This window comes from Polaribacter sp. L3A8 (genome assembly GCF_009796785.1).
Classification (GTDB): Bacteria; Bacteroidota; Bacteroidia; order Flavobacteriales; family Flavobacteriaceae; genus Polaribacter.
In genome coordinates, this window is the sequence record NZ_CP047026.1 from 604606 (window position 1) to 621568 (window position 16963).

At 30.5% G+C, this 16963-nt stretch carries 11 protein-coding genes; 3 read left to right on the forward strand and 8 right to left on the reverse strand.

Translation table 11 applies throughout. The annotated features are described in order from the left end of the window. Window positions 1-2 precede the first annotated feature (2 nt). From GQR92_RS02125 to GQR92_RS02150, 6 genes are all read right to left on the reverse strand, one after another. A complete protein-coding gene (locus GQR92_RS02125; RefSeq protein ID WP_158837577.1) occupies window positions 3-4814 on the reverse strand; it encodes a hypothetical protein in 4812 nt (1603 codons plus the stop codon). Between the two features lie 664 nt (window positions 4815-5478). Then, window positions 5479-7920, reverse strand: a complete 2442-nt coding sequence (locus tag GQR92_RS02130) for a M1 family metallopeptidase (RefSeq protein ID WP_158837578.1) — start codon at window positions 7918-7920, stop codon at window positions 5479-5481. Between the two features lie 357 nt (window positions 7921-8277). Then, window positions 8278-8820 carry a DUF4252 domain-containing protein gene (locus tag GQR92_RS02135; RefSeq protein ID WP_158837579.1) on the reverse strand — a complete coding sequence of 181 codons (543 nt, stop codon included), beginning with the start codon at window positions 8818-8820 and terminating at the stop codon, window positions 8278-8280. Window positions 8821-8940: 120 nt separating this feature from the next. Continuing rightward, entirely contained in the window at window positions 8941-9450 is a 510-nt protein-coding gene (locus GQR92_RS02140; RefSeq protein WP_158837580.1) for a DUF4252 domain-containing protein, read from the reverse strand. 40 nt (window positions 9451-9490) lie between these two features. Next, the gene (locus GQR92_RS02145; RefSeq protein WP_158837581.1) at window positions 9491-9913 is read right to left on the reverse strand and encodes a hypothetical protein; all 423 of its coding nucleotides are present in this window, start codon (window positions 9911-9913) and stop codon (window positions 9491-9493) included. After that, window positions 9900-10409: an RNA polymerase sigma factor gene (locus GQR92_RS02150; protein ID WP_158837582.1), complete on the reverse strand. Its 510-nt coding sequence runs from the start codon at window positions 10407-10409 to the stop codon at window positions 9900-9902. The genes GQR92_RS02145 and GQR92_RS02150 overlap by 14 nt, the downstream gene beginning before the upstream one ends. Before the next feature lie 148 nt (window positions 10410-10557). Between GQR92_RS02150 and GQR92_RS02155 the strand changes: the two genes are divergently transcribed. Beyond that, a complete protein-coding gene (locus tag GQR92_RS02155) occupies window positions 10558-12054 on the forward strand; it encodes a S41 family peptidase (RefSeq protein WP_158837583.1) in 1497 nt (498 codons plus the stop codon). A 514-nt stretch (window positions 12055-12568) separates the two neighbouring features. Here the strand turns inward: GQR92_RS02155 and GQR92_RS02160 are convergent. Together GQR92_RS02160 and GQR92_RS02165 are read right to left on the reverse strand one after the other, a co-directional pair. After that, a complete protein-coding gene (locus GQR92_RS02160; RefSeq protein ID WP_158837584.1) occupies window positions 12569-13117 on the reverse strand; it encodes an REP-associated tyrosine transposase in 549 nt (182 codons plus the stop codon). A gap of 253 nt (window positions 13118-13370) precedes the next feature. Then, a complete protein-coding gene (locus GQR92_RS02165; protein ID WP_158837585.1) occupies window positions 13371-14339 on the reverse strand; it encodes a patatin-like phospholipase family protein in 969 nt (322 codons plus the stop codon). 46 nt (window positions 14340-14385) lie between these two features. Here GQR92_RS02165 and GQR92_RS02170 point away from each other — a divergent pair, with 46 nt between their 5' ends. Both GQR92_RS02170 and GQR92_RS02175 read left to right on the forward strand, forming a co-directional pair. Next, complete coding sequence (locus GQR92_RS02170) at window positions 14386-15438, forward strand: sialidase family protein (protein ID WP_158837586.1); 1053 nt, start codon at window positions 14386-14388, stop codon at window positions 15436-15438. Between the two features lie 389 nt (window positions 15439-15827). Next, entirely contained in the window at window positions 15828-16694 is an 867-nt protein-coding gene (locus tag GQR92_RS02175; RefSeq protein WP_158837587.1) for an outer membrane beta-barrel protein, read from the forward strand. Window positions 16695-16963: the final 269 nt, after the last annotated feature.

Genomic DNA, 16963 nt, shown 5'->3' on the forward strand with positions numbered 1-16963 from the left:
TTCTATCTAAAATCATTAGGGTTTTTAAACTTATATATGGCACTAGTACCATTTAGACCTCCAGGTAACTTGTATTTTAAAGTAGTTTTATAGAATCCATAACGCATAAATAAATAATCTTCATCTAAAAAATTAAGAATAGGACTTCCTGAAGGAATTAATCCATTTGTCTGATTATTTACAATTTGAGACCTTATATCTACCCAATCATGTTTATAAGCTAAACCTAAATTATATCTAAAAGGAAATGTTGTTCTTAAACTATTTTGATTTATTTCGTACTCTAAATTATTAAGGTAACTAGATATTATTGGCAAAGCGAATTTAGGAGGTGTCCCTAAAATTTCATCATCTCTATTAATAAAAGTATATTGACCTCCAAAAGGGTAATTGGAATATAATGGAGGATTAATATCATCTGTAAAGTATGCATCATCTAATGTAGCTTCTATACCAACCAAAGCAATATTATCTGTATAGTTTGTTCCCAAAAGTTCTACTACATCAAAAGGTTCATGGTCTTGTATACTCGTAAACAAATGAATAACATCAGAATAATAAATATCCCAATTATAATTCTGTGTATTGATTGTATTTATTTTTTTCTTAAATGTTTTATGTTTAGACGTTCCAAATTGATATGTTAATCGTTCAATTTCTCCGTCTTTAGATAAGTTTTCTGCATCATTGTTTCTAATAATTGTTTCTACTTCTGCTACCGTATTATCATAAGAGCTAGAACTTTCTTCTTCAGGATTATTATCTGAATTACTAGTGCTTGTATTAGAACTACCTTTTGGCCTACTCGCAACTTGCATAGTGTATTGAGATTCTTGATAAACATTTGGTAAATCGTATGTTATTTTATTATCAGTAGTGTCATAATTAAAAACAATATCACTAGATGGTGGGTCGTTTTCTTTTTTAAATTTAACAAAACTCTCCCACTCTTGATCTTCAAATAGATAATCTTGCCCTCTTGTTAATTGAATATATCCTTGATCGTACTCATCTTCAAAAAAGTATTTTTGATCTACAACTGGATACGAATATGTAATATTACTTAAAGGTATATAATTTGGTGCACCACCAGTAGTAAAGGTTCGTTCTTCGGTTTCTATTGCTGGTTGACCATCTATCATTATTGGTTTAAAAATACCATTAACTCTTTCTTTAAAACTAACTTTAACACGTACGGTATATACTTCATTTGGAGGTAGAATATCTGAAGAGACAAAACTAACTCTGTCATTATAATTAGACCATTCTTTTTCTCCTACTACTTCTTGTCCGTTATGCAACAGCACAAACTCTTCTAAATCTATTCGATATAGTTTATCTCCATCATCTTCTGGTATTATTATAGGCTCGCCAACTTTCATGCTAAAAGCAGCTTGTGGTATTGCAAATACATCAATATCACTTGTACCGTCTTCAGGAGAAACATCTGTTATAATTTTCATTCCACCTAAAGGTGAAGCTCCTTCAAAAATACATTCTTCTCCAATAGTCAGTTTAAATCTAAATTTACCTTTAATTAAGCCACCTAAAAGGTTATAATGTCCTCCTAAATATCCTCGCATCCAAATAGGATTTGGCGCTTTTGCTTGTAATAACATTGCTGCACCAGCTTGAATTATTGGGATTTTTTTATTGATAAAAAACAGTTTTATTCTAATACCTAACTCACCTTGTAAATACACATAAGCTTGTCCGTTTGCATACCACCCATTAATACCTACTTGATCTCCTGTATTAGAACACTCTGCTTCTCCATAATCTCTTAACATAACATCAAAACCAGCACCGGCTTGAAAATTTGCATAAAAAATAAGGAAATTTAAATCTCCTGTATTAATACTCAAATGAGAGCCAAAAGCAAATCCACCTCCTTGAGCTATTAAAGCTTGTGAGTTTTCACTTCGCATATAATCTAACTCGCTAGCATCTACTCCTAAAATTTGAGCTACCATTGGGTCTGGTGGCGGAGCACTCGGTAAAACAGAACCTACCATAAAATATCCATCTGTTCCTACTTGTAAAGACCCAACTCCTATACTTAAACTTATCGGGCTTGTAGGTGTACCTATATAGATATACCAAAAACCATCTGGAGCAAAATGTAAAACAGCATTACCTCCTCCGGTTATTAAACCTCCTGGAGCATTCACCGAAGCGTCTAATTCTCCATGAAGAACATCATTGTTAAAATCATAAGTTATACCCAGTTTAGCACTTATTGCCATTTGGTCTGTAGCTGTTTGAGGAAAATCAGTTTCTGCTTTATCTAATAAATTTTGCCCTACCCAAGTACTAGCTACATTCTCGTTAGTTACTCCTAAAAATTTGGTTTTAGCTACAGTATTAGCTTTTAACTTAGTCATTAAATCATTTACGTTAGACAAGCCTGGTATGTCTACATTCATAAAAGTTCCTTGACCATAAAATCCTAAAAAATCGATACCTCCATTGGTATTAAAAGCTATTTCAAAACCAGCTCTACCTTTAAAAACTTCATCTTTTACAGCATTAAAAATCACCATAGCTTTTAATCCTAAACCAACGGTTTCATCTGGAGTATACCCGATGCCTGTAGGTGAAAAAGAAGAACTAAAATCTGTACGTTTCATTTTGTAAGATGCGCCACCAGAAAAACCACTCAGGTTTAGAATACCGGTTCCTACCGCTAAACCATCTACCATTGCCTCAAATTGCCAATACCTAAATGTTGTTTTACCAAAAATTCCCTTAGCTCCTACTTCAATCCCTAAACCTTTAAAATTTGCTGTTAAATTTCCAGAAAAACCATCACCATACTCAGGATCATCATTCATTATATTTAAACCTCCTTTTAATGTAAAACCGTTTAAATCTGCATCAATTAAGATGGCATCTAATTCTACACCCTGAAATTTCCATTTTTGACGATAATCTTCTTCTTCAAATACTCCTTTTACAGCTAAACTTGTTTCTGCAGAAAACCCATTATTCTCACCCATTAAATTAAGAGCTAAATCAAAATGTAAATCGGCGTTAGTTTCATTTGAAGTAATACCAATATTGGATATAGAAACAGGAAAACCAGCAACCTTAACGTCTCCATTATACCCCATAAAATCTACCGCAAAGACAGGCGATTCTGTTTGTAATATCAAATTTTGAAACTCTACACCTTTAAACTCAACCAACTTTGGTTCTGTAGTATTAGTAGATGTGGTTTCTTCTTCTTCAGTACTTTGATTGGCACTTATAGATATGTTTCCATGTAATGTTGCTTTTGGTCTAAACTGCCCATCTCTAACGGCTAATACTATTTCACTATTTGGTAGTAATTGCCCCTTTGCTTTCCATAAATTAAAATCAATAATAGAATCGCTACTAACTGTTAACGAATATTCCTCTTCAGAGATTAATCCATCATATCTAAGCCCCACATTATCTGGAGTATTATTTTCTCCTTCTTTTTTTGAAATAGGTAATAATATCCGTCCGTCAAATGCGGCACCCATTAGTTGACTGGCTGCTAATGAAACTTCTATATGGTCTAAAGAATAAGCCCAAGCTTTACTAACATTGGTTCTACCTTCATCTAAGGTAAATAAATTATCTCCATAAAATGTACCAGAAACCCCGTAATTATCTATAATTAAATGATGAGCTCCAAAAGTTACACGTTCATTATCTCCTCTAGATATAGTACCAGAAGTCATAAATTCGGCAGGCATTTTAACTTCTACAGAATTTACATAAACACCTCTCCAAGTATCTACATTAGGCAATAACAAACCATTTTCTTCATAATAATCTGGAAATTCTACAGTTGCATCATTTCTTAAATCACTAAAATCTAATACGGCCTGATTTACGGCAAACTGAAAGTTACCTTTATAGTCTTCATTATTACGTTTTTGTGCTAAAACAAAAGGCTGTAAATCAATAGGTACCAAGATATCATTCCATCCGGTTGCTGTAACATTAAACTCACCTTTTACACGATACGGAACTTGTAAAACTTGTGTGCCATTTTCTGTTATGATCGTTTTATTAACCATTGTTTTAGATTCATCTACCGTACCAGCCTTTACACCTTCTGTTTCAACAGGTATAACCAAATCTCTAGAGAATTCTACAACACCTTGTATACCCATTTTCTTAACACCTTCACAACCAATGGTTACATATGTTTTATTTTCTATATCACCTGTTGTATAATTAAAACCGCCTTTAAGTGTCAATAGCCATTTACCAGCATTAAAAGGTATATTTAAATCTCCTAACAATACTAAATTTGCATCACCAACAATTCCTCCTTGATGTGACAATTTAACATTATCTGCACCAAAAAATAATTCAATTGGTTGAGAGTTGCTATCTGTTTGTGGTAACTTAACTCTAGCAAATACGGTTAACTCTGTATGGTCTTTGGTAATTATCGCTTTTGTAATACCTATAGAATATTCTATACTATTTTTTATGTGCTTAACTCCAACTGGTAATTCTTTTATATCTTCATTAGTAAAAGAATCTACCCAAGAATCATGTTCTTCAATAACAGTAAAAGAGGCACTTGCTAAATCTCTATTCTGAACAATAGTATCTGAAACAGGGAACCACTTTTTAATATTACTCCAACTAAATTCTGGTTTAGAATCCTTATGTAGTTGTTTTTTTATCCGATAAGAGCTATCTAAAATAACAAGCTTTTTTTTAACCAGCTTGTAATCTATTTTAGATTTAGTATTAGTAAAATTGGTTTCTCCGGATATTTGGAGTACAAAAAAAAACAAAAAGATAGAAAATATTTTTTTTTTCATAGTCTCCATTAAAAAATTAGATTTGCTAAAATAAATGTTTTAAACTTTATCAAAATTTTAACTTATCCTTTTTTATTAACATTAAATTTAACCGTTAGGTCGGTATCTATTCCTAAAAATTTTATCGATTTAGATCTTTTATAAATTTTGAAGCCTTATTTTTTTTGTAAAGAATGATTGTTCTTGTTTACTTTTTTTAACATTAAAGTATAGGAACAGATGCTTAAATTAGCATAAACACAATGGATCCTAATATATGTAGTGCTATGATTTATGATAAAGATATGCCTGAAATTAAATTTTATATACATCAACGTAAAAGACATCTTAGAAAACGATAATTAGTTTTAAAGATAGATATTCTAAAATTTTCAAAAAGACCTAGTTATTCTAGCTGATTTTTTAGTATTTTAAATATAAAATATGATTGAGGTTGGTATGCTTATCAAATATTTTTCGCTATTTATTTAAGCTGATAAAAAGAAGAACTAACCTCTAAGAATTAAATTATTCTAGAGCAATAAAAATTTTGATAACATTTCTGGGATTAAACTTACTTGTTTAAATTTCTCTATTTTATCACTCGTATATTTTTATACTATTTATATCAACATAAATAATTATACATTGTAATTATAAGTATATAAAATATGAATATTTTATACTACAATAACTTAGCCATACCTTCTTTAATAATTTCTGTATTTCTAATTTTATTCGCAGTGTTTTTAGACTCTTGATCTTGTATCATTTTTCTCATTAAATTAATCACCACTTTATCAAAATTAAACGATTTGTATTGGTTTCCTTTTACCACCATATCGTCTACGATATTCTGTATTGCTTCAGAATTATTACTCTCTGAGATTTGTTTAAATGCTTTTTGATACAAAACTTTGGTTGCATCATCTCCCGTTAAAAACATACCAGACAACACGTTTTTTGCGATGAAAGGCAATTCTTTTTTATCATTTTCTTCAATATAAATTCGTGTTAAAGGCGTTGCTAAAATCTTTCTAATTTCGTCTGGTAATTCTCTAGATTTAGCTATTGCCATTGGCTTGTCTACATAATACATAGCTACCAAAGCTTTACCAATTACAGAATATGATTTACTTTCTAATCCTTTTACAAAAATAGATTTTAACTCAGGATCTGTTAATTTCCCTAACGTTTCTATAGCCGTTGCTTGTACCAATGTTTTTTCGTCATTATTGGCTATTCTCATAATTTTAGCAATCGCATCTTTTTTAGAAAACTTGTTTATTAAATCGATGTTTTCTAAGGCTAAGATTCTAATTTTAGAAGATGCATCGCTCATAGCAGCTTCTACAGCATTAAAAGCATCTTTTTCTTCTTGTTTTTTAGCTACTTCTAACAATGCCTCTCTTCTATGTGCATAGTTTTCTGCATTTTTTAACTGAAAAATATAATCACTCAGTACTTTGTTTTCTGTAATTTCACACAATAAAACGCCGTCTGCATTCACCTGAATTAATGTTGGTTGTTTTGTATACGGAAAGGTAAAAGAAGCATCATTTTTATCTACAAAAACATTATGTCTTACTTTTTTACCATCTTCAAAAATATCAATGGCAAAAGGAAACTTAAACTCATTTGCATTTAATTGTTGTAGGTTAACCGTTACTGTTTTCTGAATGGTATTATAATCATAAGAAACTTCTATTCTTGGATGTCCTGCTCCAAAATACCATTGGTTAAAAAACCAATTTAAATCTTTACCCGTAATTTTTTCAAATACTAAACGTAATTGATGTACTTCTGCAGCTTGGTATTTATTTTCTGTTAAATAGGTTTTTAAGCCTAAGAAAAAAGCATCGTCACCTAGGTACTTTCGCAACATGTGTAATATTGCTCCACCTTTGTTATAACTAACTAAATCGAACATATCTTCTTTATCGACATAATTGTAACGTACCAAATGTTTGTCGTTATTTTGTCCGTTTAAATAAGACTGACTATCCTCGTACAAATGCATATCTGCATCTAATTTTCCGTATTTATATTCTCTCCATAAATACTCGCTATAATTAGCAAAAGATTCATTTAGCGTTAAATTAGACCAACTTTCTGACGTTACTAAATCTCCAAACCAATGATGAAAAAGCTCATGTGCAATGGTGTTTTCTTGTATATTTTCATCAATTAATTGTCCTGGTGTTTGGTACGCTTGTTCTCCATGAATTACTGCTGTTGTGTTTTCCATTGCCCCAGAAACGTAATCTCTACCTACAATCTGGCTATACTTGTTCCAAGGATATTCTACGCCCAATTTATCAGAAAAGAAACCCATCATTTCTGGTGTTAAGCCAAAAATATCTTTAGCATACGGTGCATATTCTTTTTCTACATAATAGTTTACAGGAATATTTTTGTAAGAATCTTCTATAACTTCATACGCTCCTACTCCCATAAAGAATAAATATGGCGCATGTTTCTGATCCATTTTCCAGTAGTCTGTTCTATTGGTTCCGTTTTTAGTCTGAGTTACTAATTTACCATTAGAAAGTGTTACAAACTTATCTGGAACGGTCATATAAATTTCTTGGGTTGTTTTCTGATTCGGACTGTCTATTGTTGGAAACCAGCAGCTGCTTGCTTCCGTTTCACCTTGTGTCCAAATTTGGGTAGATTTATTCTTGTCTAAACCATCTGCATTTATAAAATACAAGCCTTTTGCATCGGTGATAGCAGCACTTCCTTTTTGTTGTACTTTTTCCGGACGAGCAGTATATTTTATATAGATAGTGTATTCTTCGTCTTTTTTATAGGTTTTTGGTAAATCGATTATCATTTGTAAATCATCGTAATGATACTCTAATTTCTGATTATCTATAGAAACTTGATGAATAAGCATTGCTTTGGCATCTAACGTAAGTTTGTTAGTTGTATAAAAATGAGGTTTTAAGGTAACCCAAGCTTCTCCGTTTAGTTGTTTTTCTTTAAAATTAAAATCAACCTTTAATTTTGTGTGAACGAGATCGTTAATTTTATCTCTTTCGGGTTTGTAGGTATCATAAGTTTGTGAAAAACTAACCAAACTCATCAAAAGGAAAACAAAAAACAGCACTTTTTTAATCATCATATATTGCATTTTCATAATTTCCAAAAGTAAGAAATATTAACAATGTAGCTGTTAATGAGCAGTTAAAAATAGTTGGTAGTTACAATAGCCGTTTTTAGTAAAAAAGAATATCTGCTTATTATAAATATACAGCATAGAAAATATGCAATTTTATTATTTCGAACGTAGAGAGAAATCACATAAAGTTATCTACACATTGGTTTTCTTTATTACGAGATTTCTCCTTTCATCAAAATGGCAATTAGAAGTAGTATTCATTTTTTTTTTAAGATTTTAATAACTTATACTTGATAAGTATTAATAAAAAAGCTGTAACCTCATAAGAGATTACAGCTTTAAATTAACTATTAAAAAGATTTATTTTCCACTAAAAATAGCACTAAATTTTTCTAAATCTAAATTGTCTTTATCAAATTTAATATTGTTCATCATTGCTATAATCTTAGCAGGATTCATGTGATCGCCTAATAAACGAGCAACACCTACTCCAACTTCGTCTCCATAACCAAAAGCAATCACTTCGTCTATAGAATCTGTATTTCCAGTATAATACAAGTTTACATGCATTCCTTTTGTTTTCATAGACATTAAAGATTTATACTCTTTGTTGTCTTTAAAAATACTTTTTAATGTTGTTTTTTCAATTTCATACGTTGGTTCATTTCCTTTAAAGGGCAATGCAACCACGTTTATTTTTCGAATACTTTTTAGCGTTTCTTTTACATCTTCAGAAACAGCCTCTGATTTTAATTGTAAAAAACTAGTAGGAATATCAACAGTGATAAAACCAGTTTTTTCTTGACTTTCTACTAAGTATCCTTGTAATGATTTTTCATTTTTACAAGATGTTATCATTAAAACAAGTAATAAAAGAGAAAATATTTTGGTGATGTTTTTCATAATAATGTAGTTTGGTGTGATAAAATTTAAATTGCCGTCTCCTTGAGCGCAGTCGAAAGGTCTTGTTTATCTAAAACTTCATAAGTTCTCGACTGCACTCTAACTGACATATTTTTACTTTTATTTTCCTTTAGAAAAAGTATCGGCTAATTCAGACATTTTATTAATATCTATGTTACCCGTTAAAGAAACCACTACAGCCTCTGCGTTTCCTTTTGTTTTTTTATCAATACCTTTAATAAACATTAAAACTTCACTCACAAAATCTTTATTCTTTGTTGTTTTTACATAAATTTTAACGTGAGAACCTTCATCTTTAATTCTCATTAATTGTGTTAAATTCTGTTTTTTAATGGCGTCATTTGCCATTGCCTCCATTTTGTTTGCGATACCAACATCTTTGGTAGAAAACATTTTAAATTCTTTTAAATCTTGAATCATTTGAAAGACTTTCATCCCTTCATTATCATCAATTTCTACATTTTTAAACTTAGAGATTAACTCAAAAGCATCTTTGGTAACAACTACCATATCTATGCCATCCATATCTTCTAAAGAATCAAAAAAGGACTGTGCGCTGGTTACCATTGGTGCAACCACTAACGCTATTAATATTGCTATTTTTTTCATAATTTCTGTGTTTACTTAATTTTACTATTATCTACTTGGTTTATTTTAAGATCTTGTTTACGGTGTTCTCATAAGTATATAAGGTGGCAACGGCTTGTTCTCCTTTTTTAAGGTTTGCAGATAAAAGTCTTAACCCTTTACTTATTTGATCGAATTGTTTTTTTGCTTGGTATCTATCGTATTCATTTTTACCAATAAATACACTAAATAATAAGACTATTGATGCTGCTACAGATAACCATTTTAAGTTTCTCTTTTTAGATCTCTTAGGTTCTAACTGAATGGTTTTTGTAAAAGTTTCTTCTTTGCTAATAGCAAAATAATTAAACATGTACTCATATTCTTGCAAATGTGGTGCAACATTACCTCCTGTAAAATAGTTTCTTAAGGCTGTTTCTTCTTGCAAAGACGTTTCCGCGTTTTCGTATTTTTCTACTAATTTTTCTATGTTAGCTAACTCCATAGTTATGTTTTTTAATTAATTGTTCTCTTATTGTTTTTCTTGCTCTAGATAATGCCACTCTTACTGCTGTTGGTTTCATATCTACCATTTTACAGATTTCATCAAAATCATATTGTTCAATATCTCTTAACTGAATAATAACTTTTTGTTGCTCTGGCAAGTTTTCTATCAATTGGTGCACTTGGTTTACACTGTCTCGATGTTCTACTTGTTTATCTAAAGACGTATCTTTTTCTTTATAATTACTGTGTATTAATGTTAAATTACTTGCCTGCTTCGATTTTAAACGATCATAACAATAATTTTTAGTCATGGTCATTGCAAATGCTTCAACATTTTTATAATCAGCAATCTTCTCTTTACTTTTCCACAATTTAAATAACAATTCTTGCGTGGCATCTTCTGCTTCTTCTGTAGAAACTAAAAGTCTTTTTGCTAAACGAAAAACCTTGTCTTTAAACGGCAAAACAACTTTTAAAAAGTCTGACTGTTTCATTTGGTTTGGTTGATTTTTTTGTTGCAAACAGATCTTTATTATCGGGTTTACATAATTAAGACGATACAACATATATTTTGTTACAACATATTTTAATAATAATACTATTTCTGTTTATATTGCGTTCTCTTTTATAAATAAGAAATATATGAAGTTAACATTTCTCCCTAGAATACTAATTGTTTTTATAATTTCTGCACTCTTTTACAATTGCTCTAAGACAGAAGATAACATACCTAAAGATATCGAAGTACAAGACTTTGTTTGGCGAGGTTTAAACGCCTATTATTTATGGCAAAGTGATGTTCCTGATTTGGCCGATTTACGTTTTAATAATCAAAACGAATTAAATAGCTACTTAGAAGGATTTTCATCACCAGAAATTTTATTTGACAATTTATTATACACAGAAGAGAATGGTTATCCTGCTAATGAAAAGGGATATGACCGTTTTTCTTGGATTGTTGATGATTATATTGCTTTAGAAAATGCTTTTCAAGGCATTACGTTGAGTAACGGAATGGAGTTTAATTTATTTTTTGAAAATGGAAGTACCACCAATGCTTATGGTGTAGTAAGATATGTAGTACCAAGTTCTAATGCAGAAACACAAGGTATTTTAAGAGGGATGGTTTTTAAAGCTGTAGATGGTACTCAAATAACCAATACCAACTATAGAGATTTACTATTTGGTGCAAATACAGATTACACCATTAATTTGGCTGACTATGATGGAGGAAATCCTACTTTAAACGGTACTTCTATTGCTTTAAGTAAATCTCAATTACAAGAAAACCCTGTAGCAATTACAAAAACGTTTAATGAAGGTGGTAAAAAAATTGGTTATTTATTATACAATCAGTTTGCAAGTTCTTTTGATGGTCAATTAAATGCTGCTTTTGGAACCTTTAAAGCTAATGGAGTTACAGATCTAATTATAGATTTACGTTACAATGGTGGTGGTTCTGTACAAACAGCCACTTATTTAGGTAGTATGATTGCAACAGAGCCTAATACAGCGGTTTACTCTCAACAAGTATGGAACGAGAAAGTAATGGAAAAAAATAATGCTAGTGATTTTTTAAATTATTTTACAGATAATATTACAAATACAGATCAAAATGGCAATGTTATTTTAGACGAACCTATTAATAGTTTGGGCCTTTCTACCGTTTATTTTATTGTTACAGAAGATACCGCTTCTGCATCTGAATTGGTTATAAATGCCTTAAGTGCTTATATTGATGTAAAATTAGTAGGTACACAAACTGTAGGAAAACAAGTAGGTTCTATTACGTTATATGATTCTGAAGATTATAGAAGAAATGGTGCAGACTTAAACACCAATCATACCTACGCAATGCAACCGATTGTATTAGAAATAAAAAATGCAAACGGAGAAAATAATCCTAACGGATATACCCCAGAGATTGGACTTGCAGAAGATTTTGGGCAAATTTCTGGTAACGTTAACTTAGGTGTTTTAGGTGATGTTACAGAGCCTTTATTAGAAAGAACAATTAATTATATTGTTTCAGGATCTAAATCTACTGGTAAATCTGTTATTTCTATTAAAAAAGAACAACTTACCAATTCTAAATTACAAAAACCTTTTGCAAACGAAATGTATGTAGATTTAAAGTAATTAAAATGATACTTATAAAAAAAATCCAGTTTTAAACTGGATTTTTTTTATGCTAAAAAGTTTGGTTTTAGAGTTATTATTTTTTTTTAACAAGTTTCGATTAATTTAATTAAAATATGTTTTTCAGCTAGCTCGAGCGTCTCTCGTGTTCATACCTCAATCAAATCTAAATCTATCTCTAAAATTGTTGAATCGTCTTTACCATAATTTGTGGCACTACTTATATATACAATCAAATACATCTATCCTATATTTATGGTAGCAATAACTAATAAAATAAACTTCAGGTTTTTCTCCAAATTTATATTTTCTGCTCATTTGTTTTTTTATTTATGCAATTTTTTAATCTGGATATTGCACGAGCGAGACGCTCGCGCTAGCAGATATTTATTGAAAAGATAATTTGTTCAGCTAACGCGAGATTACTCCGATTTTAGAGTGGTTATTTTATTAAAAATTTTGATTAAAGTTTGTTATCGCTAGCGCGAGCGTCTCGCTCGTGCCCACACAATACCTAATTCAAATCTATCTCTAAGATTGTTGAATCGTCGTTACCATAATTTCTTGCGCTGCTATATTTCCAATCTATAGGATCAGTTACAAATCCAGTTTCTACAGGATTATGATGTATATATTTTAACTTTTGTTCAAATACTTTTAATGACCAAATTTCAATTGGCTGATTATGTTGTTGCCAAAACTGTTTATGGGTAATATTACTATTCTTTTTTCCTGCACGCTCAAACATCCAAAGCATCCATTCTTTCCTACTTTCTTGTGGATTCTCTTCAATCAGTTTCAACATTTTTTTTGAAGTGAACCCTTTAAAATCTCGAATTAACCCCGAAGGATTATTTAATGCAGAACGAAAAATTAAATGAATATGACTTGGCATAATACAATAACCATAAATTTCCATTCCTTTATGCTTTCTACAATAATCTAAAGATTCTATAATACACCAAAAATAAGCGTCTCTTGTAAAAACATCTATCCAGTTTATGGTAGTAAAACTAATAAAATAAGCTCCAGATTTTTCTCCAAATTTATATTTTCTGCTCATATATATAAGTTTATTATGTTTATCCGCTGGCGCGAGCGTCCCGCTCGTGCCCACAAAATATAAACATACTATTTTAGAAAAAATACAACCACTATCAATGACTCAAACAAGCGTTGCGAAAATCGTTTGTTGTACTTTATTTGTTATTTCACGAGCGGGACGCTCGCGCTAGCAAATGATTAATATAAGTACGATAATCAATTAAATATCATAAACATTATATCTGAAGGCGTAAAAAAACAAACTAATTAACTTACAAATTTAAGTCCTCTAAATCATCTAAACCAACTTCTATTTCTTGATCCGTTAAAACATCAGGTCTAAACTCGCTCATTAATTCTTCTTGCTTAGATTTTGCGTATTTATAACCAGATTTCCACCATTTTCGCATTAAAACTTCATCAAAAACTAAAGAATTTGTTGTTAAAACGGTTGGTGTATAATATAAGTTTAGTTTAATACCTTTATTGGTTGCTGCTAATTTACCAATGGTAATATTATGACGCTCTACATGTACCAACATAAAATCGAATACATCAAATAATAAAGAAAACGGGTTTGTAGCTGGTAATTTATTAAACTGAGTAACTTCTGTTTCTAAAATAATGGCATCTATTTCGGTAGCTCCACGTAAAATGGCTTCTCTAATAGGTACTAAAGAGCCAAAACCACCATCTGCATACTGGCAATTGTTTTTTTCTAATAAACTCATAAACGGCACATAGTTGCAAGAACCCCAAATCCAATCGCAAAAATCATCATAAGTACACTCATTTATAGATTTATATTCTATTTGGTTTGCTGTTAAATTAGAAACCGTAACCACAACCTCTTTGTTATTTTTTCTAATTTCCTCATACATTTCTCGGGTAACCTTCCTTCTAATTAAAGAACGTAGGTTTTTACTTTCCCCAAATGTTTTTCTTCCATTTAAAAAATTCCAAAAAGTATTTAAATGTCGAATGCTAATTACTTTTTCTCCGGCTACTTTTTTAATTTTAAAAGGATTATTACTAAAAATAGTTTTCTGATTTACATTGGTGTATAATTCTTTTAAATCATCTAATCTCCCTAAAGCCAAGTGAGACACCATTAAACTACCTGTAGAGGTACCTATAAATAAATCATAATCTTTATTTTCTTTCTTCATTAAATATTGCGCAACTCCACCTGCAAATGCTCCTTTACTCCCTCCTCCAGAAATTACCAACGCTTTTTTCATTATATAAAAATGATTTGTTTAATTTAGTCCTATAAAAGTATCAAAAATGAAGAGAATAATCCTATTTATTTTTGGTTTCCTAGTTTTTATCTCTTGTAAAGAAGATTATCAACCTAGAAAAATCAATGAAATAAGCGTAAAAGAGTATCTAATAGACAGTGTTAGCATTCGTGCAATTCATGCTATAAATGAATTTGAAGTAATCTATGCAGGCTCTAATGGTAGCATTGGTTTCTTTTCGGATGCAACAACAACTAAATTAAAACCAACTGTTTTAAAAATTAAATATCAAGATAGTATCATTCCTAATTTTAGAAGTATTGCTTCTAACGGAAAAGCCATTTTTGCTTTAAGTATTACAAACCCTGCTTTGTTATATCGTATTTCTGTAGGACAAGCAAATTTAAAATATACAGAAACGCATGATAAAGTTTTTTATGATGCACTACAGTTTTTTGATGACAACATACATGGAATTGCGGTGGGAGACCCAACAGAAAATTGTGCTTCTATTCTTTTAACTTTGGATGGTGGAAATACTTGGCACAAACTACCATGTTCTAAATTACCAATTTTTAATGAAGGTGAAGCCTTTTTTGCCGCCAGCAATACCAATATTAAAACCATAGGCAGCTCAGTTTGGATTGCTTCTGGTGGTACTAAAGCACGTATTTTAAAATCGGAAGATTACGGAAATACTTGGCAAATTTTTAATACTCCTTTTATTCAGGGTGATGGACCACAGGGAATTTATTCTATAGATTTTGTTGATAAAAAAAACGGAATAGCAATTGGTGGCGATTACTCTAAACCATTAGAAAACAAGGCAAACAAAGCTATTACGAAGGATGGCGGCCTTACTTGGACTTTAGTTGCCAATACCCAAAACCCTAATTACAAAAGCTGTGTACAATATGTACCAAATACTAACGGAAAAGAGGTCTTTGCTGTAGGAAAAACAGGAATATCATACTCAAATAATGGAGGTCTTAGTTGGGCAAATGTTAGCAATGAAGCTTATTATTCCATTCAGTTTGTAGATAGAAATATTGCGTGGTTATCTGGTAATAACAAGTTAGGGAAATTGGTTCTCAAATAAAAAACATCCAAAGAAAATAGTGCTATAAAATTCTTATTAAAACAAACACCTTTTAAATTTTTATTTCACTTTAAAGTAAAAAAATAAAACTAGTAATTACAACTCTGTTTAGTTAACAAACATGAATAACACAAAGGTATTTACATGATTATAAGCATCTTATAATTATATGAAATTTCTAATAAAATTCTTAAAAATAAATGCTCTAATTAGTCCCAAAATCTTTACCTTTAATATACGTAACCAACCTTATTAAAAAAGTATATTTGCCGTCGATTTAAATTTGTGGCACTACTAAATACCACTGTATCCTTAATAATCGGATGCAAAAGTAGTATCTGTTTTAGCCTCATTTTTTTATACTATGAATCATTTAAAAACAATTTATTATGAAACAATTAATTACAGCTTTAGCAGCTATTTTAATTAGCACAATTACTTATGGACAGTTTCAAATTTCTGCAAGTACTGGATATTCTATGAGTAGCGCAGGAATGAAATTAGGAGAAAAAATTAATACAACAGGTACAGAAAACACCTACGGAAGTTATGGTGAAGGTTTAAATTTTCAAGTAAGAGGAACGTATTATATTACTAATAAATTTGGAGTAGATTTAGCTCTTGGGTATTTAAGAGGTGCAGACAAAACCGTTTCTGAAGTTAACTTACCTAGTCAGAATACAAAAGTTGATGCCATAGCAAGAGCACGTGCTTTTGGTGCAGCAGCTTCTATGGTGTATAAATTTACAGATAATTTTTACGGACGTTTAGGTGCTCTAGTAAAAGTTGGTGGAAAAACAGAAGCTATTGTGTATAGTAAAACCCCTTTTACTAATGAAGCTGCTGCTAAACAAGGATTACCTAGCGGATCTTATTCTGAAACCAATTATGTAGAAGATTTTCACGGGCATTTTCCTTTAGGTGTTGTGGCTGCTTTGGGGTATGAGTTTAACTTAACCAACAATCTTAATCTTTTTGTAGAGGCCGAGTATTATGGTATCAGTTTAAAAAGAAAAGATTCTGAAATTCAAGAATTTAACTTAGATATTTTTACACCAGATGGTAACATTGTAGCTAATAAAACTTTAGCAGATTTACCATTAACAGATCAAGGTATTTATAAAAACACCACTTATGTAGATGAATTATCACATACTGAAACTGACAAATCTAAAAAGTTATCACAAAAAGTACCTTACTCTTCTTTCGGTATTAACTTTGGTATTACTTACAAGTTTAAAAGTTCTGATAAATAATAATTACCCTTATTAAATATCAATACCCAAGAACTATAATGTTTGTACATTATAATTCTTGGGTATTTTTTTTGAAATAATTAGAAATGATAACTTAGGTTAGCTCTCCGTTACTTCTAATCTATTTTTCATTTTTTGGATGTCTAAATTTCTTAATAACACCAATAAATTGGGATATCGGCGCTTATGATATCCTAAATCATCTATTAGAAACTCTTTAATTGCTTGCTCTTTAGACCAGATATCAACAACCATTCTGTAAGCTACTA

Coding starts and splice junctions, on each gene's coding strand:
- GQR92_RS02125 (WP_158837577.1), bottom strand. CDS start 4,814: ATGAAAAAAAAAATATTTTCTATCTTTTTGTTTTTTTTTGTACTCCAA.
- GQR92_RS02130 (WP_158837578.1), bottom strand. CDS start 7,920: ATGATGATTAAAAAAGTGCTGTTTTTTGTTTTCCTTTTGATGAGTTTG.
- GQR92_RS02135 (WP_158837579.1), bottom strand. CDS start 8,820: ATGAAAAACATCACCAAAATATTTTCTCTTTTATTACTTGTTTTAATG.
- GQR92_RS02140 (WP_158837580.1), bottom strand. CDS start 9,450: ATGAAAAAAATAGCAATATTAATAGCGTTAGTGGTTGCACCAATGGTA.
- GQR92_RS02145 (WP_158837581.1), bottom strand. CDS start 9,913: ATGGAGTTAGCTAACATAGAAAAATTAGTAGAAAAATACGAAAACGCG.
- GQR92_RS02150 (WP_158837582.1), bottom strand. CDS start 10,409: ATGAAACAGTCAGACTTTTTAAAAGTTGTTTTGCCGTTTAAAGACAAG.
- GQR92_RS02155 (WP_158837583.1), top strand. CDS start 10,558: ATGAAGTTAACATTTCTCCCTAGAATACTAATTGTTTTTATAATTTCT.
- GQR92_RS02160 (WP_158837584.1), bottom strand. CDS start 13,117: ATGAGCAGAAAATATAAATTTGGAGAAAAATCTGGAGCTTATTTTATT.
- GQR92_RS02165 (WP_158837585.1), bottom strand. CDS start 14,339: ATGAAAAAAGCGTTGGTAATTTCTGGAGGAGGGAGTAAAGGAGCATTT.
- GQR92_RS02170 (WP_158837586.1), top strand. CDS start 14,386: ATGAAGAGAATAATCCTATTTATTTTTGGTTTCCTAGTTTTTATCTCT.
- GQR92_RS02175 (WP_158837587.1), top strand. CDS start 15,828: ATGAAACAATTAATTACAGCTTTAGCAGCTATTTTAATTAGCACAATT.